This window comes from Buttiauxella sp. B2 (assembly GCF_006376615.1).
Taxonomy (GTDB): domain Bacteria; phylum Pseudomonadota; class Gammaproteobacteria; order Enterobacterales; family Enterobacteriaceae; genus Buttiauxella.
On record NZ_VEXQ01000013.1, the window covers coordinates 96,922 to 120,749 of the forward strand.

Annotated in this window: 21 protein-coding genes; 13 read left to right on the plus strand and 8 right to left on the minus strand. The window is 50.4% G+C overall.

Annotated features, from left to right (window positions below):
- Positions 1-17 precede the first annotated feature (17 nt).
- From fhuC to fhuB, 3 genes are read left to right on the plus strand one after another with little or no spacing between them, the layout of a single operon-like run.
- Positions 18-815, plus strand: a complete 798-nt coding sequence (gene fhuC, locus FH968_RS15230) for a Fe3+-hydroxamate ABC transporter ATP-binding protein FhuC (RefSeq protein WP_139880974.1) — start codon at positions 18-20, stop codon at positions 813-815.
- Positions 815-1,714: a Fe(3+)-hydroxamate ABC transporter substrate-binding protein FhuD gene (gene fhuD / locus FH968_RS15235; protein WP_139880976.1), complete on the plus strand. Its 900-nt coding sequence runs from the start codon at positions 815-817 to the stop codon at positions 1,712-1,714. Before fhuC ends, fhuD begins: the two co-directional genes overlap by 1 nt.
- Positions 1,711-3,696: a Fe(3+)-hydroxamate ABC transporter permease FhuB gene (gene fhuB, locus FH968_RS15240; RefSeq protein WP_139880978.1), complete on the plus strand. Its 1,986-nt coding sequence runs from the start codon at positions 1,711-1,713 to the stop codon at positions 3,694-3,696. The genes fhuD and fhuB overlap by 4 nt, the downstream gene beginning before the upstream one ends.
- Positions 3,697-3,732: 36 nt before the next feature.
- On the opposite strand, the gene hemL is transcribed toward fhuB, so the two are convergent.
- Positions 3,733-5,013 (minus strand): glutamate-1-semialdehyde 2,1-aminomutase, encoded by a 1,281-nt coding sequence (gene hemL / locus FH968_RS15245; RefSeq protein WP_139880980.1) that lies wholly within the window; start codon positions 5,011-5,013, stop codon positions 3,733-3,735.
- Between the two features lie 138 nt (positions 5,014-5,151).
- On the opposite strand from hemL, the gene clcA reads away from it, so the two are divergent.
- The gene (clcA, locus tag FH968_RS15250; RefSeq protein WP_139880982.1) at positions 5,152-6,573 is read left to right on the plus strand and encodes a H(+)/Cl(-) exchange transporter ClcA; all 1,422 of its coding nucleotides are present in this window, start codon (positions 5,152-5,154) and stop codon (positions 6,571-6,573) included.
- Positions 6,574-6,779: 206 nt separating this feature from the next.
- Complete coding sequence (gene erpA / locus FH968_RS15255; RefSeq protein ID WP_064539800.1) at positions 6,780-7,127, plus strand: iron-sulfur cluster insertion protein ErpA; 348 nt, start codon at positions 6,780-6,782, stop codon at positions 7,125-7,127.
- Between the two features lie 51 nt (positions 7,128-7,178).
- Here erpA and FH968_RS15260 read toward each other — a convergent pair whose 3' ends face one another.
- From FH968_RS15260 to mtnN, 3 genes are read right to left on the minus strand one after another with little or no spacing between them, the layout of a single operon-like run.
- Positions 7,179-7,799 carry a TRIC cation channel family protein gene (locus FH968_RS15260; RefSeq protein WP_139880984.1) on the minus strand — a complete coding sequence of 207 codons (621 nt, stop codon included), beginning with the start codon at positions 7,797-7,799 and terminating at the stop codon, positions 7,179-7,181.
- A 25-nt stretch (positions 7,800-7,824) separates the two neighbouring features.
- The gene (gene btuF, locus FH968_RS15265) at positions 7,825-8,625 is read right to left on the minus strand and encodes a vitamin B12 ABC transporter substrate-binding protein BtuF (RefSeq protein ID WP_139880987.1); all 801 of its coding nucleotides are present in this window, start codon (positions 8,623-8,625) and stop codon (positions 7,825-7,827) included.
- Positions 8,618-9,316 carry a 5'-methylthioadenosine/S-adenosylhomocysteine nucleosidase gene (gene mtnN / locus FH968_RS15270; protein WP_139880989.1) on the minus strand — a complete coding sequence of 233 codons (699 nt, stop codon included), beginning with the start codon at positions 9,314-9,316 and terminating at the stop codon, positions 8,618-8,620. Before mtnN ends, btuF begins: the two co-directional genes overlap by 8 nt.
- A gap of 93 nt (positions 9,317-9,409) precedes the next feature.
- Between mtnN and dgt the strand changes: the two genes are divergently transcribed.
- The 3 genes from dgt (at position 9,410) to FH968_RS15285 (ending at position 13,849) form a co-directional block, all read left to right on the plus strand.
- Positions 9,410-10,924: a dGTPase gene (gene dgt / locus FH968_RS15275; protein WP_139880991.1), complete on the plus strand. Its 1,515-nt coding sequence runs from the start codon at positions 9,410-9,412 to the stop codon at positions 10,922-10,924.
- A 143-nt stretch (positions 10,925-11,067) separates the two neighbouring features.
- Positions 11,068-12,525 (plus strand): serine endoprotease DegP, encoded by a 1,458-nt coding sequence (gene degP / locus FH968_RS15280; protein ID WP_139880993.1) that lies wholly within the window; start codon positions 11,068-11,070, stop codon positions 12,523-12,525.
- A 166-nt stretch (positions 12,526-12,691) separates the two neighbouring features.
- Positions 12,692-13,849, plus strand: coding sequence for a CdaR family transcriptional regulator (locus FH968_RS15285; RefSeq protein ID WP_139880995.1), 1,158 nt, complete (start codon positions 12,692-12,694; stop codon positions 13,847-13,849).
- 31 nt (positions 13,850-13,880) lie between these two features.
- Here the strand turns inward: FH968_RS15285 and FH968_RS15290 are convergent, their stop codons facing one another.
- The 4 genes from FH968_RS15290 to map all read right to left on the minus strand — a co-directional run bounded on the left by FH968_RS15290 (position 13,881) and on the right by map (position 18,771).
- A complete protein-coding gene (locus FH968_RS15290; RefSeq protein WP_120063826.1) occupies positions 13,881-14,270 on the minus strand; it encodes a DUF3461 family protein in 390 nt (129 codons plus the stop codon).
- Between the two features lie 111 nt (positions 14,271-14,381).
- Entirely contained in the window at positions 14,382-15,206 is an 825-nt protein-coding gene (gene dapD / locus FH968_RS15295) for a 2,3,4,5-tetrahydropyridine-2,6-dicarboxylate N-succinyltransferase (RefSeq protein ID WP_139880997.1), read from the minus strand.
- A gap of 35 nt (positions 15,207-15,241) precedes the next feature.
- Complete coding sequence (gene glnD, locus FH968_RS15300) at positions 15,242-17,914, minus strand: bifunctional uridylyltransferase/uridylyl-removing protein GlnD (protein ID WP_139880999.1); 2,673 nt, start codon at positions 17,912-17,914, stop codon at positions 15,242-15,244.
- 62 nt (positions 17,915-17,976) lie between these two features.
- Positions 17,977-18,771, minus strand: coding sequence for a type I methionyl aminopeptidase (gene map / locus FH968_RS15305; RefSeq protein ID WP_139881001.1), 795 nt, complete (start codon positions 18,769-18,771; stop codon positions 17,977-17,979).
- 310 nt (positions 18,772-19,081) lie between these two features.
- Between map and rpsB the strand changes: the two genes are divergently transcribed.
- The 5 genes from rpsB to ispC all read left to right on the plus strand — a co-directional run bounded on the left by rpsB (position 19,082) and on the right by ispC (position 23,768).
- Entirely contained in the window at positions 19,082-19,807 is a 726-nt protein-coding gene (rpsB, locus tag FH968_RS15310) for a 30S ribosomal protein S2 (protein ID WP_139881003.1), read from the plus strand.
- 152 nt (positions 19,808-19,959) lie between these two features.
- A complete protein-coding gene (gene tsf, locus FH968_RS15315) occupies positions 19,960-20,811 on the plus strand; it encodes a translation elongation factor Ts (RefSeq protein WP_139881005.1) in 852 nt (283 codons plus the stop codon).
- Between the two features lie 142 nt (positions 20,812-20,953).
- A complete protein-coding gene (gene pyrH, locus FH968_RS15320) occupies positions 20,954-21,679 on the plus strand; it encodes a UMP kinase (protein WP_034493487.1) in 726 nt (241 codons plus the stop codon).
- A gap of 173 nt (positions 21,680-21,852) precedes the next feature.
- On the plus strand, positions 21,853-22,410 hold the full coding sequence (frr, locus tag FH968_RS15325; protein ID WP_139881007.1) for a ribosome recycling factor: 558 nt from the start codon (positions 21,853-21,855) through the stop codon (positions 22,408-22,410).
- Positions 22,411-22,568: 158 nt separating this feature from the next.
- Complete coding sequence (gene ispC / locus FH968_RS15330; protein WP_139881009.1) at positions 22,569-23,768, plus strand: 1-deoxy-D-xylulose-5-phosphate reductoisomerase; 1,200 nt, start codon at positions 22,569-22,571, stop codon at positions 23,766-23,768.
- The last annotated feature ends 60 nt before the right edge of the window (positions 23,769-23,828 follow it).

Sequence of the window (23,828 nt, forward strand, 5' to 3'; positions counted from 1 at the left end):
CAACAAAGATGGCTATCATGCAGGACAAACACCTTCATCCCGATACCACGTTTAGCCTTACTGACGTTACCTTCCGCGTTCCTGGTCGCACGCTTCTCCACCCTCTGTCTATTACCTTCCCCGTCGGAAAAGTGACTGGTCTCATTGGTCACAACGGTTCGGGAAAATCGACATTGCTGAAAATGTTGGGCCGCCATCAGAAGTCCTCGGATGGGGACATCAATCTTAACAACCAACCGCTGGATAGCTGGAGCAGTAAGGAATTTGCGCGCAAAGTCGCTTACTTACCGCAGCAACTCCCAGCAGCGGAAGGGATGACGGTGCGTGAGTTGGTGGCAATTGGTCGTTATCCGTGGCACGGCGCGCTCGGTCGTTTTGGTGCGGCAGACAGAGAACTGGTTGAAGAAGCCATTTCACTGGTCGGGCTGAAACCTTTTGCCCATCGCCTGGTAGATAGCCTGTCAGGTGGTGAGCGCCAACGTGCGTGGATTGCCATGTTGGTGGCGCAAGATAGCCGTTGTTTACTATTAGATGAACCCACATCGGCGCTGGATATTGCCCATCAGTTTGATGTGTTGGCGCTTATTCATCGGCTTAGCCAGGAACGTGGCCTGACGGTAATTGCCGTTCTGCATGACATCAATATGGCCGCACGCTTCTGCGATAACCTCGTGGCATTGCGCGGTGGTGAAATGATTGCGCAGGGTAGCCCAACTGAGCTGATGCAAAGCGAAACGCTGGAAAAGATATACGGTATTCCTATGGGGATTTTGCCACATCCTGCGGGTGCGGCTCCGGTGAGCTTTGTTTACTGATGCCAGAATTGATTAATCCTTTGCTGAGTCGCCGTCAGTTGCTAACCGCGCTGGCACTTTCACCTTTATTGCTCAACATGGGCAATGCAAAGGCGGCCAGCCTCGACCCCCATCGCATTGTGGCTCTGGAATGGTTGCCGGTTGAACTGATGCTGGCACTCGGTATTACGCCTTATGCAATGGCCGATATCACCAATTACAAAGCATGGGTTGGCGAACCGAAATTACCAGATGGCATTATCGACGTCGGTTTGCGCACCGAACCTAATCTTGAACTTCTTACTCAATTAAAACCGTCGTTGATTCTCTATTCCGCAGGCTATGGCCCGTCACCAGAAAAGTTGTCCCGTATCGCGCCGGGTATAGGGTTCAGTTTTAACGATGGCTCAGGCAAACCGCTGATGGTTGCTCGCCAGTCGCTGACTGAGCTTGGTGAGAAACTGGGCATGCAGCAAGCGGCTCGCGATCACTTACTGAAATTTGACCAATTCATCGAGCAAATGAAACCTCGCTTTAACGCACGCGATGGTAAGCCTGTATTGCTGATGACATTGATGGATACCCGCCACGCGTTAGTTATCGGGAAAAACAGCCTGTTCCAACAGGTGATGGATTTGCTGGGTGTGAAAAACGCATGGGTTGGTGAAACTAACTTCTGGGGAAGTGCGGTGGTGGGCCTTGAGCGCCTGGCTGAAGTGAAAGATGCTGATGTTATCTGCTTTGATCATAATAACGATGCTGAAATGGCACGCGTGATGGCCACGCCTTTGTGGAACGCGATGCCTTTTGTTCGTCAGAATCGTTTCCAGCGTGTTCCTCCGGTATGGCTTTACGGTGCGACACTTTCCGCAATGAGCTTTACTACTACACTGGCTAAGGCCATCGGGAGCAAAGCGTGAGATATCGTTATGCCTTGTTCCCCGCGCTGCTTTTATTGCTGCTTTTTGTCATTGCCTGCGCGTTAACGTTACACAATCTGAATGCTCAGTTGCCTTCTGTACTCTGGAGTACCGCCTGGGCGCAGCCAAACATTGATGACATCAATCAGATGTTATTCCACTACAGCGCACTACCGCGGCTTGCTATCTCTTTGTTGGTCGGGGCAGGGCTTGGATTAGTCGGCGTGCTGTTCCAGCAGGTATTACGCAACCCACTTGCCGAACCGACGACGCTTGGCGTGGCGAGTGGCGCACAACTAGGTGTGACCGTTGCCACCCTGTGGGCGCTACCTGGTGGCTTTGCGACACAACAATTTGCTGCACTTGCGGGTGCAGGTGTTGTTGGTTTGCTGGTGTTTGGCGTTGCCTGGGGCAAGCGTTTATCGCCAGTCACTCTGATTCTTGCAGGGCTGGTACTTAGCCTGTATTGCGGCGCGGTAAACCAGCTACTGGTTATTTTCCACCACGATCAATTGCAGAGCATGTTCTTGTGGAGCACCGGTTCGCTCAACCAGCAAGACTGGAGCATCGTTAACGGCCTGTGGCCGCGTCTGGTCGGTGGTTTGTTGTTAACTCTGTTGCTGCTGCGCCCGCTGACGCTAATGGGGCTCGACGACGGTGTGGCGCGTAATTTGGGGCTGGCACTTTCGATGGTGCGCCTGGCGACGCTGGTGTTGGCGATTGCCATCAGTGCGTTACTGGTTAATGCCGTCGGGATTATCGGGTTTATCGGTCTGTTTGCTCCGTTGCTGGCAAAAATGCTCGGTGCACGACGTTTGATTGCTCGGTTGTTCCTGGCACCGCTGATCGGTGCGTTAATTTTATGGCTATCCGACCAATTGGTTATCTGGCTCACTAGCGCCTGGCGTGAGATTTCGACCGGTACGGTGACGGCTCTGATTGGTGCACCTTTACTGCTTTGGTTGCTGCCCCGTCTGCGGACCGTTGGCCAGCCTGCAATGAATCAAGGTGATAACACTCCTTCTGAGCGCCAGCATCTTGGGTGGTGGGCATTAATTGGCAGCGGTGTGTTGGCTATGGTTATCGTCACCGCGCTGACGCTGGGGCGTGATGCATATGGCTGGAACTGGGTAAGCGGTTCATTATTCCACGACCTGTTGCAGTGGCGCTGGCCACGCGTATTAGCGGCACTGACGGCGGGTATGATGCTGGCGGTTGCCGGCAGCATTATCCAGCGTCTGACTGGAAATGCGATGGCTAGCCCTGAAGTACTGGGTATCAGTTCCGGAGCGGCATTTGGTGTGGTGGTGATGTTGTTTATCGTGCCAGGAAATGCCTTCGGTTGGTTATTCCCTGCGGGCAGTCTTGGGGCGGCAGTGACACTGTTAGTCATCATGGTGACGGCGAGCCGTGGCGGTTTTTCCCCGCAGCGTATGTTGCTGGCAGGGATGGCGCTGAGTACGGCGTTTACCATGTTATTGATGTTACTGATGGCGAGTGGCGATCCCCGCATGGCGGGAATATTGACCTGGATTTCCGGCTCAACGTATAACGTTACCGGCGATCAGGCGGTCAGAACGCTTGTTCTGATGGCTATCTTATTTGCTCTTACGCCGCTGTGCCGCCGTTGGCTGATGATTTTACCGCTGGGCGGAGCAACCGCGCGTGCTATCGGCATGGCTCTTACACCATCACGCTTTGCGTTGTTGTTACTGGCAGCGACCTTAACCGCTGCGTCAACCATGATTGTTGGCCCACTGAGTTTTGTTGGCTTAATGGCTCCGCATATTGCGCGAATGCTTGGCTTCCGGCGGGCGATGCCACAACTGATTATGTCGGCGTTATTCGGCGGGATGTTGATGGTGGCGGCAGATTGGTGCGGAAGGATGATTATGTTCCCGGATCAAGTACCTGCCGGGTTGCTGGCAACGTTTATCGGTGCGCCGTACTTTATCTATTTGCTGCGTAAGCAGACTCGCTAGTTAATTTCGCCCTCTTCATTGAAGAGGGCGAAAGCGTTACAGCTTCGCGAACACCCGACGTGCCGCGTCGATGGTCTTCTGAATATCTTCTTTCGAATGCGCAACTGACATAAAGCCTGCTTCAAAAGCAGACGGTGCCAGGTAAACGCCTTCTTCCAGCATCAAGTGGAAGAACTTCTTAAAGCGCTCAACATCACACGCCATCACATCCTGGTAGCATGTCACCGTTTGAGCGTCAGTGAAGAACAAACCAAACATCCCACCTACATTATTGACGACCAGCGGAATGTTCTCGGCTTTGGCAGCTTTCAGTAGCCCATTCGCCAACATTTCGGTCAATTCAGTTAGCGTCTGGTGAATACCCGGTTGCGAAACCTCAGTCAGGCAAGCATAGCCCGCGGCCATGGCGATTGGGTTACCAGAAAGCGTACCAGCCTGATAAACCGGGCCAGTAGGTGCCAACGCATCCATGATTTCACGACGGCCACCAAATGCACCCACAGGCATACCGCCGCCAATGATTTTACCCAGGCAGGTTAAATCAGGCTCCACATCGTAGTAAGACTGCGCGCCAGCCAAAGCAACACGGAAGCCCGTCATCACTTCGTCGATAATAAACAGTGCGCCAAACTCGTCACACAAGGCACGTAGACCCGGCAAGAAATCTTCGTTTGGTGGAATGCAGTTCATGTTGCCGGCGACTGGTTCAACAATTACACAGGCGATATCTTGCGGATATTGCTCAAACGCGGCGCGTACGGAAGCAAGATCGTTGTAGGTGCAGGTGAGGGTGTGTTTGGCAAAGTCTGCCGGAACACCTGGTGAATTCGGCTGACCCAAGGTCAACGCGCCAGAACCCGCTTTTACCAGCAGGCAGTCGGCATGGCCATGGTAGCAGCCTTCGAATTTAATGATTTTGTCACGACCGGTGAAACCGCGGGCCAGACGAATAGCACTCATGGTGGCTTCCGTACCGGAGTTAACCATGCGAACCATATCCATGGTCGGAACCAGTTCTGTCACCAGTTCCGCCATTTTCACTTCCATCTCAGTTGGCGCGCCAAAGCTCAGACCGCGCTCAACTGCTTCAATCACGGCGTTGCGAATTGCTGGATGATTATGGCCCAGAACCATCGGACCCCAGGAGCCTACATAATCGATATAGGCTTTACCGTCAGCATCATACAGGTAAGCCCCGTCAGCGCGTTCGATAAACAGCGGTACACCGCCGACTCCGGTAAAAGCACGAACCGGCGAGTTCACCCCACCAGGGATGACTTTGCGTGCGGCAGCGTACAGGTTTTCAGACTTACTCATGAATCGGCTCCTGATTCGTGGAAATAGTGGCAACACGCTATTCTAAGGGAAACTCCCGGAGTTATGAAAGTTTTGCCCAAATGCTTCGAAAGAGTAGAATGCCCCCTCAATTCGTATTACCAGTTAATGATTAGCCTAATGAATCACTCCCACCCCTCTTTTGAAGCACAACAAGTTGTGCGCTTACGCAGGGGCGACATGGTGCGTCGCCTAATTCGACAGGATAAAACTCCGGTCGCTATTCTATTCATGGCCGCTATAGTAGGGACATTAGCCGGTTTAACGGGTGTCGCTTTTGAAAAAGCGGTTACCTGGGTACAACAAAATCGCCTTGTGATGCTGGTTAATGTGGCTGATCACAGTTTGATCGTCTGGCCGCTGGCATTCATCAGTTCAATGCTTTTGGCGATGATTGGCTACTATTTAGTGCGCCGTTATGCACCCGAAGCAGGCGGTTCTGGCATACCTGAAATTGAAGGTGCGCTGGAGGAGTTACGTCCGGTGCGTTGGTGGCGTGTTATCCCCGTTAAGTTTATTGGCGGTATGGGAACGCTCGGTGCCGGTATGGTTCTTGGGCGTGAAGGCCCAACGGTGCAATTGGGCGGAAATATCGGGCGTATGGTGCTGGATATTTTTCGTTTGCGTGGCGCAGAAGCCCGCCATTCGCTATTAGCAACAGGTGCAGCAGCGGGTTTGTCTGCCGCGTTTAACGCGCCTTTAGCGGGTATTTTGTTCATCATCGAAGAGATGCGCCCGCAATTCCGTTATAACCTGATTTCAATAAAAGCTGTGTTTATCGGCGTAATTATGTCGAGCGTGGTTTTCCGTATTTTTAACGGTGAAAACGCGGTTATTGAAGTTGGGAAACTCTCTAATGCGCCGGTTAACACGCTGTGGTTATACCTGGTGCTGGGCATGGTATTTGGCATTGTCGGTGTATTTTTTAACGCGATGGTGTTTCGTACCCAGGATATGTTCCAGCGCCTCCACGGCGGTAATCTCAAAAAATGGGTGATAATTGGCGGCCTTTTGGGTGGTATTTGCGGTGTATTGGGGCTTATCCAGCCAGCTGCAGCAGGTGGTGGTTTTAACTTGATCCCTATTGCCGCTGCTGGAAACTACACTTTAGGTATGCTGCTGTTTATCTTTATCGCTCGCATGGTTACCACGCTGCTGTGTTTTTCTTCTGGTGCCCCGGGTGGGATTTTTGCACCGATGCTGGCATTGGGCACATTGCTGGGCACGGCATTTGGTATGGCGAGCGCGGCCTGGTTCCCGGCCTATCATCTTGAAGTTGGGACATTTGCGATTGCGGGAATGGGTGCATTGTTTGCCGCATCGGTGCGCGCGCCGTTGACGGGGATCGTGCTGGTTCTGGAAATGACTGACAATTATCAGCTCATTTTGCCAATGATTATTACCTGCCTTGGCGCGACACTATTGGCACAATTCCTCGGTGGTAAACCGCTATACTCCTCGATTCTTTCGCGCACACTTGCCAAACAAGAAGCCGAAAAGCAGGCTAAAGAACAACAAACCCCGAGCGGGGAGAATACTTGAACGATTTACTCGGGTATTAGATAATGGCGCTAAAGATCGGGTTGTCCCCGTCATACTTGAAGCTGTATCTGCGTTGGTCGCAGGAGCTTAACCCAGTCACTTACTTAAGTAAGTAACTGGGGATTCTCTCCCTTACCACCTTGATACAACTCTAATTATTTAGGGTATGACACTTACCTGATTTCTTATTTCGTTGGGAGCAAAAAATGAGTGATGACGTAGCAGTGCTGCCCTTGCAGTTTACAGAAGCCGCAGCCAATAAAGTAAAAACCCTGATCGCGGATGAGGAAAACCCAAATCTGAAACTGCGCGTTTACATCACCGGTGGTGGTTGCAGCGGCTTCCAGTATGGATTTACCTTTGATGATCAGATTAACGATGGCGATATGACTATCGAGAAGCAAGGCGTTGCGTTGGTTGTTGACCCGATGAGCCTGCAATATCTGGTAGGTGGCGCGGTGGATTACACTGAAGGCCTGGAAGGTTCTCGCTTTGTGGTGACAAACCCAAACGCGAAAAGCACCTGTGGGTGTGGTTCTTCCTTCAGCGTTTAATTGCTGATTCAAAAGAAAAAGCCGTGTTTTCTAACACGGCTTTTTTATTGCTTATTGTCTGTCATCCAGCGCAAATGTTGGCAATTTCAGATGCCAGCGAATCGCGGCAAGACGGATAGCCAGGGTGACTACCATTCCAATCATACTGGCCTGCTCTAGCGGAACGTGGAATGTGTAATACGCAGTGGCATGTACGATGCCACCAACGATACAGGCTGTGGCGTAAATTTCAGTTCGCAGAATCATTGGAATTTCACGCGCTAAAACATCGCGAATAATTCCACCGCCAACGCCGGTCAACACGCCCATGCAAATAGCAACCAGCGGGCTGGCGCCAGCCAAAAATGCTTTGTTTACCCCAATGCCCACGAAAACTGCAAGACCGACTGCATCCAGTACCGGCAAAATCCATTTCGGCAGACGACGCGGCTGACGTATCAGCAGGATAGTTAGCATACATGTCACCATCGCGACGACTAAGTCTGTTGGGTCTTTAACCCAAAATACCGGGCCGTTATCAAGTGCCATATCGCGTATTGTTCCGCCGCCCACGGCTGTAACCACGCCCAGCACCAGCACGCCGAACGGGTCCATACGAAGTTTTCCAGCCAGCAGCACGCCGGATATTGCAAAGACGGCTGTGCCAATGATGTCCAGCCAATAAACAAGCATCTAAGCTATCCTCATCAGATAAATATTATTTTTCTGCCAGCTCCTCACAGAGCTGTTTTGCGGCGAGGATAATACGTGGGCCCGAGCGACTAAACCAGTCATCATTCACAGCAATAACCGGAATTTTTAGCTGGGTATTCCAGAACTGTTTGACCGGAGGAATTTGGGCGTCATCGCCGGTGATAATAATAGCTTGCGGACGACGGCTCAGCACTTGCTCACGGCTAACTTGTGGCCAGGGAACTCGGCTATCAGCAAAGATATTTTGCCCGCCGCACACTTCCAGAATTTCGTTCTGAATCGAACCACGTCCTGAAGTAAACAGCGGCTGCTGGCCAAATTGCAGGAATACCTTTTTCTTTGGGTGTTGGGAGTACTGTGCTTTCAATGCGGCAAACTCTTCTGCCAGTTTGTCTGCGGCTTTGTTGGCTGCTTCCTGTGTTGGGCTGTATTGCCCTAACTGGCGCAGAGCTGCAACCACACCTTCAACGGTGGTCGGATCAAGCCAGACAACTGTGATACCCAAAGCCTGGAGTTGATTGACCTGGCGTTCTGCATTCCCACCACGCCAGGCAAGCACCACATCAGGTTTCAGCGCCACGATGCGTTCTAGGTTCATCCCTTGCCAGTTTGAGACTTGCTCAAGCTTTTTGGCGGCTTCCGGATAGTCCGACCAGGCACTGGCTGCCACAGGGGTTATTCCGGCGGCAAAGGCCAGCTCGGTGTTACTCGGCGATAGTGAGATAACCCGCGGCGCAGCAATGAGCAGCGCCGGGAGACAACACAGTAGCGCGATGAATCCGCGCAAGATGTTCTTATTAACCACGAGCCAGTTTCTGCACCAGGTTTTCAACCATCAGCGTGGACTGCTTAGCTGCAACGGCGAGGAACTCATCAAAGCTCAGGTGAGATTGTTGGTCGGCAACATCAGAGATAGCGCGAACCACCACAAATGGCGTACCGAAGTTGTGGCAAACGTGAGCAACAGCGGTCGCTTCCATTTCAACTGCAACAGCCTGCGGGAAGTTATGGCGAATTTTTGCCAAAGCAACAGAACCGTTAATAAACGCATCACCACTTACAACCAGGCCGCGTACCGCATTCAGATTTAGCTCAGCGATACAAACTTCTGCGGCGGCAATCAGTTTAGCGTCGGCGGCGAAACCTGCCGGACAGCCTGGCAGTTGGCCATACTCATAACCAAAGGCGGTAACGTCTGCATCGTGATAACGCACTTCATCGGAGACCACGATATCGCCAACTTTCAACGTTGGGGCGAGGCCACCAGCGGAGCCCGTGTTAATCACAATATCTGGCTTGCAGTGTTCAAGCAGAAGCGTTGCACCCATTGCTGCTGCAACTTTACCGATGCCTGATTTCAGCAATGCCACTTCAACACCATTCAGCGTACCGGTGTAAATTTCACACCCTGCCAGGGTCAGAGTTTGGCGGTTTTCAATTTTGTCACGCAGTAGCGTAACTTCTTCTTCCATTGCACCAATAATGCCTGCTTTCATAGTGATTCTCGCTAAAGTGTTAAATTACCTTCATAGTCTACCATGGCAGGCACCAAGGAATTAATCCGCTATTTCAAAGGCGCAGGAGAGGGCATGAGTGAGATAGATTTCCGTAAGAAAATTAATTGGCATCGCCGTTTCCGTTCACCTGAAGGCCAGAAGAACGAGCATGAGATCCTGCGCATTTTTGAAAGCGATCGCGGGCGGATCGTTAATTCCCCTGCAATTCGCCGTTTGCAGCAGAAAACACAGGTCTTTCCGCTGGAGCGTAACGCGTCTGTTCGCACCCGTTTGACTCATTCAATGGAAGTTCAGCAAGTCGGGCGCTATATCGCTAAAGAAGTGTTGAGCCGCCTGAAAGAACAACAAGACCTTGAGCGGTATGGGTTGCATGAACTGACCGGCCCATTTGAAAGCATTGTCGAAATGGCGTGCCTGATGCATGACATCGGCAATCCTCCATTTGGTCATTTTGGTGAATCTGCCATTAATGACTGGTTCCGCCAGCGCCTCTTTCCCAATGATGCGGGAAGCCAACCGCGTAGTGACGATCGCTGCAAAGTCGCGACATTGCTCCTGCATGAAGGCGAGGATCAGTTAAACGGTCTACGCCACAAAGTGCGCCAGGACCTTTGCCAGTTTGAAGGAAATGCACAAGGTATTCGTCTGGTGCACAGCTTGCTGCGCATGAATCTGACCTGGGCGCAGGTGGGTTGCATTCTCAAATATACTCGCCCTGCCTGGTTCGTGGGTGAGCCGCCCAAAAGCCATGCCTATCTGATGAAGAAGCCGGGTTTCTATCTTTCTGAAGAGGCATACATTGTACGTTTGCGTGCGGAGTTGGGGCTCGGTGAGCACAGCCGTTTCCCGCTGACATGGATAATGGAAGCAGCAGACGATATCTCCTACTGTGTGGCAGACCTGGAAGATGCTGTCGAGAAGCGAATTTTTAGCGTTGAACAGCTATATCAACACCTGTGCGGCGCCTGGGGTGAGCATTCTGAAGGGGATCTTTTTGAGCAAGTGGTAAACGAGGCCTGGGAGAAATCCCGTTCGAATCAGATGCGCCGCAGTACCGAAGATCAATTCTTTATGTATTTACGAGTCAATACGCTAAACCAATTAGTGCCTTACGCCGCACAGCGTTTTATCGATAATCTCGGCGATATATTTAGTGGCGAGTTTAATCATGCGCTGCTCGAGGACGACAGTCCTTTTGCTCGCTTGCTGGAATTGTATAAGCAAGTGGCGTTTAAACACGTATTTAGCCACCCAGAGGTGGAGCAGCTCGAATTGCAGGGTTATCGCGTAATCAGTGGCTTACTTGATATTTACAGTCCCTTACTCAATATATCAGGTGAGGATTTTGCTGAACTGGTGGAAAAAGAAAGTTTACGCCGTCTGCCGATTGAGACTAGGCTGTTCCACAAATTATCAACAAAACATAGGCTTGCCTATATAGAGGCTGTCAATGATTTGACGCCGTCAGCCAGTGACTTTCCAGTGTGGGAATATTACTACCGTTGCCGCTTGATTCAGGATTATATCAGTGGAATGACGGACTTATTCGCCTGGGATGAGTATCGCCGCCTGATGGCCGTGGAATGAGTGAGTCGTGGAGTTTTGTAAAGACGGACAATAAATTTTTACGTTTTCCAGTGACTTATCGGCGGAACTTAGCGCCTCAATTGTCACTCTATATTGGCCTACACAGCAATTTTGCGTGACTTATTAACTTGAGAATGAAATCGATGAAAAAAACAACTTTAGCAATGAGCGCGCTGGCTCTTAGCCTGGGTTTGGCGCTGGGCCCTGTATCTGCAATCGCCGCAGAGACGGCTTCTTCTACTCCTGCAACGGCTGCGCAGCCGCTTCCAAGCCTTGCACCAATGCTGGAAAAAGTGATGCCTTCCGTAGTGAGCATCAACGTTGAAGGTAGCACTACCGTTAATACACCGCGCATGGGACGCAACTTCCAGCAATTCTTCGGTGATAACTCACCATTCTGCCAGGAAGGTTCACCGTTCCAGAGTTCTCCATTCTGCCAGGGTGGGCAGGGTGGCCCAGCTGATCAGGGTGATCAAGGTGGTGCTCAGCAGCAGAAATTTGCAGCTCTGGGTTCCGGTGTCATTATTGATGCAGCAAAAGGCTATGTGGTAACAAACAACCACGTTGTTGATAACGCAACAAAAATTCAGGTTTCATTGAGCGATGGCCGCAAGTTTGAAGCGAAAGTCGTGGGTAAAGATCCACGTTCTGATATCGCATTGTTGCAGCTGCAAGACCCGAAAAACCTGACTGCCATTAAAATGGCCGACTCCGACGCGTTGCGCGTAGGTGATTACACCGTGGCAATTGGTAACCCATATGGTCTGGGCGAAACAGTGACCTCCGGTATTGTTTCAGCGCTGGGTCGTACTGGCTTGAATATTGAAAACTACGAAAACTTTATCCAGACGGATGCGGCAATCAACCGTGGTAACTCCGGTGGTGCATTGGTGAATCTTAATGGTGAGCTTATCGGGATTAATACCGCGATTCTGGCACCGGACGGTGGCAACATTGGTATCGGTTTTGCCATCCCAAGCAACATGGTGAAAAGCCTCACTGCGCAAATCGTGCAGTACGGACAGGTTCGCCGTGGTGAGCTGGGTATCATGGGGACTGAGCTGAACTCTGAACTGGCAAAAGCGATGAAAGTCGATGCGCAACGTGGCGCATTTGTCAGCCAGGTCATGCCGAACTCTTCTGCTGCGAAAGCGGGTGTGAAAGCCGGTGATGTGGTGGTTTCAATGAACGGTAAGCCGATTACCAGCTTTGCCGCATTGCGTGCTGAGGTCGGTTCTATGCCTGTTGGCAGCAAACTGACACTCGGCCTGCTGCGTGATGGCAAACCTGTTTCGGTCAGTCTGGAACTGCAACAAAGCAGCCAGACTCAGGTTGACTCTTCAACCATCTTTACCGGTATTGAAGGTGCTGAAATGAGCAACCGCAGCGGTAAAGATGAAAAAGGGGTTATTGTTAATACCGTGAAAGGTAATAGCCCTGCCGCACGTATCGGCCTGAAAAAAGGTGACATTATTATTGGTGTTAACCAGCAGCCGGTGAGCAATATTGCTGAACTGCGCAAAATTCTCGACACAAAACCGTCGGTGATGGCGCTCAACATTCAGCGTGGCGATAGCACTATCTACCTGCTGATGCAGTAATCGTCACCGAGTTATTTTCAACAAACTATTAGGGCCGCAAATTGCGGCCCTTTTTTGTGAGCCTTTCCACAACTCCATATTCTTCATCAGTGCTTTGTGCATTTGCACAATGATGTAGGGAATCAACTCGCCTATGCTAGGCCATTAGCACGATTCAGGAGAGAGCATGGCTGGCTGGCATCTGGATACCAAAATGGCGCAGGACATCGTGGCGCGCACCATGACCATCATTGATACCAATATCAACGTCATGGATGCGCGTGGCCGAATTATTGGTAGCGGTGACAAAGAGCGTATCGGTGAATTGCACGAAGGTGCATTGCTGGTGCTCTCTCAGGGACGTGTGGTTGATATTGATGATGCGGTTGCCCGACATCTGCATGGCGTGCGTCAGGGGATTAATTTGCCGCTGCGTATCGACGGTGAAATCGTTGGTGTTATCGGTTTAACGGGTGAACCGGGTTCACTGCGAAAGTACGGTGAACTGGTATGTATGACCGCGGAGATGATGCTTGAACAGTCCCGCTTAATGCACTTGCTGGCGCAAGACAGTCGCTTGCGCGAAGAACTCGTAATGAATTTGATTCAGGCCGAGGAACAGACGCCAGCGCTGAGTGAATGGGCACAGCGTTTGGGTATCGATCTGAACCAGCCTCGCGTGGTTGCGGTGGTGGAGGTTGATAGCGGCCAGCTTGGTGTGGAAAGCGCTATGGAAGAGCTGCAACAGTTACAAACCGCGCTAACCACACCGGAGCGTAACAATCTGATCGCCATCGTGTCGTTAACGGAAATGGTTGTGTTGAAACCGGCGCTCAATCAGTTTGGCCGTTGGGATGCTGAAGACCACCGCAAACGTGTTGAACAACTGATTAGCCGCATGAATGAAAATGGTCAGTTGCAGTTTCGTGTCGCGCTGGGAAACTACTTTACCGGACCTGGCAGTATTGCGCGTTCGTATCGTACTGCTCGCACAACGATGATGGTCGGCAAGCAACGGATGCCTGAATGTCGCGGCTATTTTTACCAGGATTTGATGTTGCCGGTGCTGTTGGATAGTTTGCGCGGCGGATGGCAGGCGAATGAGCTGGCGCGTCCATTGGCTCGCCTCAAATCAATGGATAACAATGGACTGTTGCGCCGAACGCTCAGCGCATGGTTTCGTCATAATGTGCAGCCGCTGGCAACATCTAAGGCATTGTTTATTCATCGCAATACGCTTGAATATCGGCTTAACCGGATCTCGGAATTAACAGGGCTTGATTTAAGTAATTTTGACGATCGTTTGTTGCTGTATGTGGCGTTGCAACTGGACGAGCAGAGATAAGAAAGGGCCGGAAATTCCGACCCTTTTGGGACTATTTGTTGCGGGTTAACTTTTCCAGATCGGATTCGATCTCGGCAATTTTGTTAGTTACCACAGATTCCAGATGGCGGAGATCGTCGAGGATTTTGCGTTTTAGATCAACTTCAGTGCGATCACGCTGGCAAAGTTGATCTAATTCATCAATCACATAGCGCAGATTAGGGCTAATTTCCTGCACTTCTTTGTAGCCCTGGCCTACACCATCAGCAACGACGGTTTTACGCTGGCGTGGGTATTTAAACTTCACGCTTTTAGCAAAGAACTCGCCTTTATCCTTCTGAAAATAGATCTTAAGGATATCGTTGTTGGCTTCCTGCCGGAGGCTGTAACGATCGATTTCATCAGGATTGGTAATACCCAGACTTTTCAAGTTATCGTACATAGCGTTACCTTTTTCCATACTATTAATCGACTGATAATCAGCGGGAAACTCTTTTTCCGCCAGTCCCGGATGCTAAAAAGGCGAGTTACCCCGCTTTTTGAACATTTATAATTAGTCGATGGTGCGAAGCAGCTCGTTAATGCCAACTTTGCCACGCGTTTTAGCATCGACTTTTTTCACGATGACTGCGCAGTACAGGCTGTATTTACCGTCTTTAGATGGCAGGTTGCCAGAAACGACAACGGAGCCTGCTGGCACACGGCCATAATGCACTTCACCGGTTTCACGATCATAAATACGCGTGCTTTGGCCGATGTAAACGCCCATGGAAATCACTGAACCTTCTTCAACGATAACGCCTTCCACAACTTCTGAACGTGCACCCACGAAGCAGTTATCTTCAATGATGGTTGGGTTAGCCTGCAATGGTTCCAGAACGCCACCGATGCCTACGCCACCAGAAAGGTGAACGTTTTTACCGATCTGCGCACAAGAGCCTACAGTCGCCCAGGTATCAACCATCGAACCTTCATCAACATAAGCACCGATGTTAACGTAAGAAGGCATTAGAACAGTGTTACGTGCGATGTATGCACCCTGGCGTACTGCCGCTGGTGGCACAACGCGAAAGCCTTCTTTCTGGAAGCGAGCTTCGTCGTAGTTGGCGAATTTCATCGGTACTTTGTCGAAGTAGCGGCTTTCTGCGCCATCGATAACTTGGTTGTCATTGATACGGAAAGAGAGCAGAACGGCTTTTTTCAGCCATTGGTGAGTAACCCACTGGCCATCAATTTTTTCAGCAACGCGCAGCGCACCGCTGTCGAGCAGGGAGATGACCTGGTTTACCGCTTCACGAGTGACGGTATCAGCGTTTGCCGGAGTGATGTCGGCGCGGCGCTCGAAAGCGGTTTCAATGATATTTTTTAGCTGCTGCATTACATTTTCCTGATTGTGACGAAATTAACAGATTGTTATTTATCGTTTGGATTAAGGGCCGCTGTCAACCGTTGCTGTACTTCCTGTTGCAACTCATTATTAAGTGCACGCCGGTCGGCGGTGGCAATTATAAATAAATCTTCTACTCGCTCACCAATTGTCGTAATTCGTGCACCATAAAGCGAGATCCCAAGGTCAGCAAAGACTTCCCCTACGCGTGCAAGTAATCCTGGTTGATCCAAAGCAATCAGTTCCAGGAACGTTCGCCTGTCAGTATGCGTCGGTAGAAAATTCACTTCGGTATCGACAGTAAAGTGGCGCAGTTTGGCTGACTGGCGGCGTGGCTGAGGTGTCTGCCAGCTAGCTTGTGTGATGGCCTGTTCAATACTGTGGCGAATTAACTCATGGCGATCGGCTGAAAGCGGGCTGCCATCCGGCTCAAGCACGATAAATGTGTCCATCGCCATGCCATCACGTGTGGTAAAGATTTGCGCGTCATGCACGCTGAGATTACGCCTGTCCAGCTCGGCGCAAACGGCGGCGAACAGATGTGGCCTGTCAGGGCTCCAGATGAAGATTTCTGTGCCACCGCGTGTTGCCTGCGGGCTGAGCAAAATCATCGGTTTGCTGAGATCATGTTTCAGCAAATGGCGAGCGTGCCAGGCAATTTGATTCGGCGTATGGCGGACAAAGTAATTCGCCCGGCAGCGACGCCAAATGTTATGCAGTGCTTCCTCGTTGATATTATCCATGCGCAGCAATGCCAGTGCCTGAAGCTGATGGTGGCGCACACGCTCACGCATGTCCGGGCTGTTTTGCATCCCGCGACGTAGCTGTTTTTCGGTAGCGAAGTAAAGCTCGCGCAACAGACTCTGTTTCCAGCTATTCCACAAGGTTTCGTTAGTGGCACAAATATCGGCAACGGTCAGGCAAACCAGGTAACGCAGACGGTTTTCTGTTTGTACTTCTTCGGCAAATTGCTTGATAACTTCCGGATCCTGAATATCACGGCGCTGTGCGGTGACTGACATCAGCAAATGCTGACGTACCAGCCAGGCAACCAGCTGAGTTTCGCGAGAGTTCAGCCCATGTAGCTCGGCAAATTTTAAGATGTCCTGCGCGCCGAGAACCGAGTGATCTCCACCACGGCCTTTGGCGATGTCGTGAAATAGGGCGGCAATCAGAATCAGTTCCGGATGCGCCAGGCGCGGCCAGAGATCCACGCATAAAGGATGTTTAGGGCGAGTTTCTTCTTTCGCGAAGCTTTCCAGTTTTTGCAATACGCGGATGGTGTGTTCATCAACGGTATAAGCGTGGAACAGGTCAAACTGCATTTGGCCGACGATATGTGACCATTGCGGCATGTACGCCCATAACACGCTGTGGCGGTGCATTGGCAGCAATGCGCGGCTCACAGCGCCAGGATGGCGCAAGATAACCAGGAACAGTTCACGCGCTTCGGGAATGTAGCAAAGTGGCTGTGCAAGATGGCGACGCGCATGACGCAAATGGCGCAATGTGGTCGAGTAAATCCCTGTGATGTCGCGGTTACGCACCATCATGTAAAACATTCGCAGAATAGCTTGCGGCTCACGCATAAAAAGCGTTTCGTCGCGCAGGTCAATCAACGTGCCGCGTAGCTGGAAGTCATCATCCAATGGGCGTGGTTTTTCGCTGGCATCCAGCGCAAGAATGGCTTCGTCAAATAACTGCAACAGCATCTGGTTTAGCTCGCCAACACGGCGCGTCACACGGTAGAAATCTTTCATCATGTGCTCGACCGGTTGATTACCTTCACCGCTGTAATTCAGACGCTGGGCGACACTTAATTGCCGGTCGAACAGCAAACGGTTGTCGTAACGATTGACCTCAAGGTGCAATGCAAAACGAATGCGCCACAGCAAGTGCTGACACTCATCCAGCTCATTTCGCTCAGCTTCAGTTAGAAAACCAAAATCGACCATTTCGCTCATGGACGTTGCGCCAAAATGGCGTCGCGCAACCCATTGCAAAGTATGGATGTCACGTAAGCCACCAGGGCTGCTTTTAATGTCGGGTTCGAGGTTATAACTGGTGCCGTGATAACGACGGTGGCGCTCTTCTTGTTCTTCGATTTTTGCAGCAAAGAACTTAGCCGATGGCCAGAAACCATCGCTAAAAATGTGTTTCTGAAGTTCGAGGAACAGAGCGACATCGCCAATCAGCAAACGTGATTCAATTAGGTTGGTGGCAACGGTTAAATCAGACAGACCTTCGAGCAAACACTCTTCAAGAGTGCGCACGCTGTGGCCGACTTCAAGTTTCACGTCCCACAGCAATGTGAGTAACTCACCGATTTTCTGCGCTTGCGACTCGGTTAGCCGTCCACGGCTTAGAATCAGCAAATCAATGTCAGACAAAGGATGTAATTCGCCGCGCCCGTAGCCACCCACCGCGACCAGCGCGATTTCAGCAACATCGCCAAAGCCGTAACTCAGCCACAATCGGTGTAGCAATTGGTCGATAAATTCAGTGCGTGCATCAATCAACTTTTCGGCAGAAATGCCATTGTCGAAAGCCAGCCCCAACCATTGCTGAAAGACGTCGATACGCGCTTTAATCTGGCTACAATTGAGCTCTGAATCTGGCCAGTTGACGGGGTATTCAGGTTGCCCGGAAATCTCAGGAAGCACCGTGGTCGCGTACTGCTCGGGTAAACTCTGTGTCATGTCGCCATCCATAAAAAAAGCCGGCATAGGCCGGCTTCGATTGCTGACTTTCGCCAAGCGAATCACTCGTTATGCGAAATCACATTCGGGATGGTGTCATCTTTACGCAATGTGAGAATTTCGCAGCCGTTATCTGTCACCACAATAGTATGCTCGTATTGTGCAGACAAGCTGCGATCTTTGGTTTTCACCGTCCAGCCGTCTTTCATAGTGCGGATACGATAATCACCGGAGTTCACCATCGGTTCGATAGTGAATGTCATGCCTGGTTGCAACACTATGCCGCCGTCATCAGCGTCATAATGCAAAACTTGTGGTTCTTCGTGGAATACGCGGCCAATACCGTGTCCACAGTATTCACGCACCACAGAAAAACCTTCTGCTTCAACGAATTTCTGAATTGCCGCACCAAGGGTGCGCAGGCGGATACCTGGTTTTACCATGCGCAGTGACAAATACAGGCTTTCTTGAGTGATACGGCACAGGCGCTCACCCAAGATTGTCGGTTTGCCAACGATGAACATTTTTGAGGTGTCACCGTGGTATTCATCTTTGATTACGGTGACGTCAATGTTGACGATATCGCCATCTTTCAGAATTTTAGCGTCATCAGGGATGCCGTGGCAGACCACTTCGTTAATGGAGATGCACACGGATTTTGGGAAGCCGTGGTAACCCAGACAAGCAGAAACTGCCTGCTGCTCATTAACGATATAATCGTTACAAATACGGTCCAGCTCGCCAGTACTGACGCCGGGTTTTACGTAGGGTTCGATCATTTCCAGCACTTCAGCGGCAAGTCTGCCCGCGACGCGCATTTTTTCGATTTCTTCAGGTGTTTTAATTGAGATAGCCATTAATTCGATCCGCAGGTGTTGTCATTATCGACAATAATTGAGCAGTGTTGGTTAATGTTATCAGGGCGTGCGAACGGTGCCAAATCGAGAATCAGTGTGCACACTACCCGCTAACAACTATTGGAGTCCGTGGCTGTTTTATGGTATAAAGCGCGCCGGACTTGTATTTCGATTTTTCGGATACAGCCAACACTCTCACTATGTGTAAATAACACACACGTATCGGCACATATTCCGGGGTGCTCTTCGGAGTCGGTAATATGGGATACGTGGAGGCTTAACCCCATACTTTTATATAGAGGTTTTAATCATGGCAACTGTTTCCATGCGCGACATGCTCAAGGCTGGTGTTCACTTCGGTCACCAAACCCGTTACTGGAACCCGAAAATGAAGCCTTTCATCTTCGGCGCTCGTAACAAAGTTCACATCATCAACCTTGAAAAAACTGTACCAATGTTCAACGAAGCTCTGGCTGAATTGAGCAAGATTTCTTCCCGTAAAGGTAAAATCCTTTTCGTTGGTACTAAGCGTGCTGCAAGCGAACCAGTAAAAGAAGCTGCTCTGAGCTGCGATCAGTTCTTCGTGAACCATCGCTGGTTGGGCGGCATGCTGACTAACTGGAAAACTGTTCGTCAGTCCATCAAACGTTTGAAAGATCTGGAAAGCCAGTCTCAAGACGGTACCTTCGACAAACTGACCAAGAAAGAAGCACTGATGCGTACCCGTGAGCTGGAGAAGTTAGAAAACAGCCTGGGCGGTATCAAGGATATGGGCGGTCTGCCGGATGCTCTGTTTGTAATCGACGCTGATCACGAACACATTGCAATCAAAGAAGCGAACAACCTGGGTATCCCAGTATTCTCTATCGTTGATACTAACTCCGATCCAGATGGCGTTGATTTCGTTATCCCTGGTAACGACGATGCAATCCGTGCTGTAACCCTGTATCTGGGTGCTGTAGCTGCTACCGTTCGTGAAGGCCGTTCTCAGGATCTGGCTTCTCAGGCAGAAGAAAGCTTCGTAGAAGCTGAATAATAAGGTTCGCTCTTATTTGAGCCCTTATTAACCAGGTATTGAATAGTTTGGTTAGGGGGCCTGTCTCAGGCCCCTTTTTATTTTGAGCCAGGGTTCGTCTGTACCGTGGACCAGGGCTTATCTCTCTCTACGAGATAACCGAGGATTTTAGAATGGCTGATATTACTGCTGCTCTGGTAAAAGAACTGCGTGAGCGTACTGGCGCAGGCATGATGGATTGCAAAAAAGCACTGACTGAAGCTAATGGCGACATCGAGCTGGCAATCGAAAACATGCGTAAGTCTGGTGCGATCAAAGCTGCTAAAAAAGCGGGCAACGTTGCTGCTGACGGCGTGATCAAAACCAAGGTCGCTGATGGCTATGCTGTGATTCTGGAAGTTAACTGCCAGACTGACTTCGTTGCTAAAGATGGTGGTTTCCAGGCATTTGCTGACAAAGTGCTGGACGCTGCAGCTGCAGGCAAAGTAACTGACATCGAAGTGCTGAAAGCACAGTTCGAAGAAGAGCGTGTTGCACTGGTTGCTAAAATCGGTGAGAACATCAACATTCGTCGCGTTGCAGTTCTGGAAGGCGACGTTCTGGGTAGCTACCTGCACGGTGCTCGCATCGGTGTTGTTGTTGCGGCTATTGGCGCTGACGAAGAGCTGGTTAAGCAAATCGCTATGCACGTTGCTGCAAGCAAGCCAGAATTCGTTAAGCCAGAAGACGTGTCTGCTGAAGTTGTTGAGAAAGAGTACCAGGTTCAGCTGGACATCGCTATGCAGTCTGGTAAGCCGAAAGAGATCGCTGAGAAAATGGTTGAAGGCCGTATGAAGAAATTCACCGGTGAAGTTTCTCTGACTGGTCAGCCTTTCGTTATCGAACCAAGCAAAACTGTTGGTCAGCTGCTGAAAGAGCACAATGCTGACGTGACTGGCTTCATCCGCTTTGAAGTGGGCGAAGGCATCCAGAAAGTTGAGACTGACTTCGCAGCAGAAGTTGCTGCAATGACCAAGCAGTCTTAATTTTTAAAGGAGCCGCCAATTGGCGGTTCCTTTTTATCTGGCTTTAAAAATCAGTCTGCTCTGATACAGATCTTGCTGATATGCGACACTATGTCGCCTGAATGAACCATCCCCATTCGTTGACTGCTCCCAGGAAAGAATCATGGCTACCAATGCAAAACCTGTCTACAAACGCATTCTGCTCAAGCTAAGCGGCGAAGCGCTGCAAGGTACCGAAGGCTTCGGTATTGATGCAAGCATCCTTGATCGTATGGCTCAGGAAATTAAAGAGCTGGTTGAATTGGGTATTCAGGTCGGGGTGGTGATTGGTGGTGGCAACTTATTCCGCGGTGCAGGCCTTGCGAAAGCAGGTATGAACCGTGTTGTGGGCGACCATATGGGCATGCTGGCTACCGTTATGAATGGCCTGGCAATGCGTGATGCACTGCATCGCGCCTATGTGAACGCTCGCTTGATGTCCGCGATTCCATTGAATGGCGTGTGTGATAACTACAGCTGGGCAGAAGCTATCAGCCTGCTGCGTAATAACCGCGTAGTTATCCTGGCTGCGGGTACCGGCAACCCATTCTTTACCACTGACTCTGCTGCGTGCTTGCGTGGTATTGAAATCGAAGCCGACGTAGTATTAAAAGCCACAAAAGTAGATGGTGTGTTTACTGCTGATCCAGTGAAAGATCCTACCGCCACGCTTTGTGAGCAATTGACCTATACCGAAGTGCTGGAAAAAGAACTGAAAGTGATGGATTTGGCGGCATTTACCCTCGCCCGTGATCACAAAATACCGATTCGTGTTTTCAACATGAATAAGCCTGGTGCGCTTCGCCGTGTTGTTATGGGCGAAAAAGAAGGCACATTAATCACTGAATAATTTCAGTCGATGCTTAATCAGGGTAAGATTCGGTTTCAAGTATTCAGAACAATTTGAGTAACAGGCAACCCCAACGGGCGCCATGAATAAACAGGGCTATACTTAGCACGCAGCGTCTGCGTCGCGGCGTGAAGTGTGGTCTGCCCTAATACCTGCTTTCAAGGATTCGTAACGTGATTAGCGATATCAGAAAAGATGCCGAAGTGCGTATGGACAAGTGCGTCGAAGCATTCAAAACCCAAATCAGTAAAATCCGTACTGGCCGCGCTTCTCCGTCCCTGCTGGACGGGATCATTGTGGAATATTACGGAACACCAACTCCACTTCGCCAGCTGGCAAGTGTGACAGTTGAAGATTCACGCACTCTGAAAATCAACGTGTTTGACCGTTCTTTGAGCCAGGCCGTTGAGAAAGCGATTATGACTTCTGACCTGGGTCTGAACCCAAGCTCTGCTGGTACCGACATTCGTGTTCCGCTACCTGCACTGACTGAAGAACGTCGTAAAGACTTGATCAAAATTGTACGTGCTGAAGCTGAAGGCGCACGTGTTGCGGTTCGCAACGTTCGCCGTGATGCTAACGACAAAGTAAAAAATCTGCTGAAAGATAAAGAAATCAGTGAAGATGACGATCGTCGTTCCCAGGATGACGTTCAGAAAATGACTGATGCTGCTATCAAGAAAGTAGACGCAGCTCTGGCTGATAAAGAAGCTGAGTTGATGCAGTTCTAATCCGTTGAGATGACGGATCAAACGCCGTATACAGGCTGTGACTCACGTCGCGGTTATTGTTTACGGCGTTTTGTTTTTGGCTCGAAAGTGGTGGCAGATTCACTTGTGTCGCAACAAACTTTTACCTGATTGTTAAAACTAAAACTCCAGAGCACCTCATGAAGCAATTGACCATTCTTGGCTCTACCGGATCTATCGGTACCAGTACCCTTAGTGTTGTTCGTCATAATCCTGAGAAGTTTTCCGTCATGGCGTTAGTCGCTGGGAAAAATGTCACGCGAATGGCTGAACAATGTCTGGAGTTCAAGCCTCGCTGGGCTGTGATGGATGATGAAGTTTCTGCAGGCCAGTTACGTCTCTTGCTTAAAGAGCAGGGGAGTATCACTGAAGTCCTGGCAGGGCAGCTGGCGGCCTGTGAAATGGCTGCGTTGGATGAAGTTGATCAGGTTATGGCGGCGATTGTCGGTGCGGCAGGTTTGTTGCCAACACTCGCGGCAATTGCAGCAGGCAAGCAGGTTTTGCTGGCAAATAAAGAAGCGTTAGTGACTTGCGGGCGCCTGTTTATGGATGCCGTGCAGCTGAGTAAGGCTCAGCTGCTGCCTATCGACAGTGAACATAACGCGATTTTTCAGAGTTTACCGGAAACAATCCAGCAAAACCTCGGGTACGCTGAACTTGAGAGTAATGGCGTTTCGTCGATTATTCTTACCGGATCAGGTGGTCCATTCCGTGAGACTCCATTCAGCGAACTGGCAAGCATGACGCCGGACCAGGCATGTAGTCATCCGAATTGGTCGATGGGACGTAAAATCTCAGTCGACTCCGCCACCATGATGAACAAAGGTCTCGAATACATTGAAGCCCGCTGGCTATTCAATGCTTCAGCTAAACAGATGGAAGTACTGATACATCCACAATCGGTTATCCACTCGATGGTTCGCTATCGTGATGGAAGCGTGTTGGCGCAGTTAGGTGCACCAGATATGCGCACACCTATCGCGCATGCTATGGCATTCCCTGAACGTGTGCCGTCAGGTGTGGAGCCGCTAGACTTTTGTAAGATTGGTACTTTCACCTTTATGGAACCAGACTATCATCGCTATCCTTGTTTGAAGCTGGCGATGGAAGCATTTGAGCAAGGGCAGGCTGCAACGACGGTACTGAACGCTGCCAATGAAGTGGTTGTCGAGGCGTTCTTGCGCGAGCAGCTACACTTTACAGATATTGCGGCTTTAAATCGTGCGGTTCTTGATACTGTGGAATTGACGGAGCCGAAGAGTGTAGACGAAGTGCTGGCTATGGATGCAAAAGCGCGCGAGGTTGCCCGAAATCTAGTGACACGTGCTGCTTCCCGATGAATATTCATTCGGCTGATGTGCCTCTATTTGTTAGCTCTGTGCTTCAGTGATATAGTCTGC

Coding starts and splice junctions, on each gene's coding strand:
- rpsB (WP_139881003.1), top strand. CDS start 19,082: ATGGCAACTGTTTCCATGCGCGACATGCTCAAGGCTGGTGTTCACTTC.
- map (WP_139881001.1), bottom strand. CDS start 18,771: ATGGCTATCTCAATTAAAACACCTGAAGAAATCGAAAAAATGCGCGTC.
- glnD (WP_139880999.1), bottom strand. CDS start 17,914: ATGACACAGAGTTTACCCGAGCAGTACGCGACCACGGTGCTTCCTGAG.
- fhuD (WP_139880976.1), top strand. CDS start 815: ATGCCAGAATTGATTAATCCTTTGCTGAGTCGCCGTCAGTTGCTAACC.
- FH968_RS15290 (WP_120063826.1), bottom strand. CDS start 14,270: ATGTACGATAACTTGAAAAGTCTGGGTATTACCAATCCTGATGAAATC.
- fhuC (WP_139880974.1), top strand. CDS start 18: ATGCAGGACAAACACCTTCATCCCGATACCACGTTTAGCCTTACTGAC.
- tsf (WP_139881005.1), top strand. CDS start 19,960: ATGGCTGATATTACTGCTGCTCTGGTAAAAGAACTGCGTGAGCGTACT.
- erpA (WP_064539800.1), top strand. CDS start 6,780: ATGAGTGATGACGTAGCAGTGCTGCCCTTGCAGTTTACAGAAGCCGCA.
- FH968_RS15260 (WP_139880984.1), bottom strand. CDS start 7,799: ATGCTTGTTTATTGGCTGGACATCATTGGCACAGCCGTCTTTGCAATA.
- ispC (WP_139881009.1), top strand. CDS start 22,569: ATGAAGCAATTGACCATTCTTGGCTCTACCGGATCTATCGGTACCAGT.
- clcA (WP_139880982.1), top strand. CDS start 5,152: ATGAATCACTCCCACCCCTCTTTTGAAGCACAACAAGTTGTGCGCTTA.
- hemL (WP_139880980.1), bottom strand. CDS start 5,013: ATGAGTAAGTCTGAAAACCTGTACGCTGCCGCACGCAAAGTCATCCCT.
- pyrH (WP_034493487.1), top strand. CDS start 20,954: ATGGCTACCAATGCAAAACCTGTCTACAAACGCATTCTGCTCAAGCTA.
- degP (WP_139880993.1), top strand. CDS start 11,068: ATGAAAAAAACAACTTTAGCAATGAGCGCGCTGGCTCTTAGCCTGGGT.
- dgt (WP_139880991.1), top strand. CDS start 9,410: ATGAGTGAGATAGATTTCCGTAAGAAAATTAATTGGCATCGCCGTTTC.
- mtnN (WP_139880989.1), bottom strand. CDS start 9,316: ATGAAAGCAGGCATTATTGGTGCAATGGAAGAAGAAGTTACGCTACTG.
- FH968_RS15285 (WP_139880995.1), top strand. CDS start 12,692: ATGGCTGGCTGGCATCTGGATACCAAAATGGCGCAGGACATCGTGGCG.
- dapD (WP_139880997.1), bottom strand. CDS start 15,206: ATGCAGCAGCTAAAAAATATCATTGAAACCGCTTTCGAGCGCCGCGCC.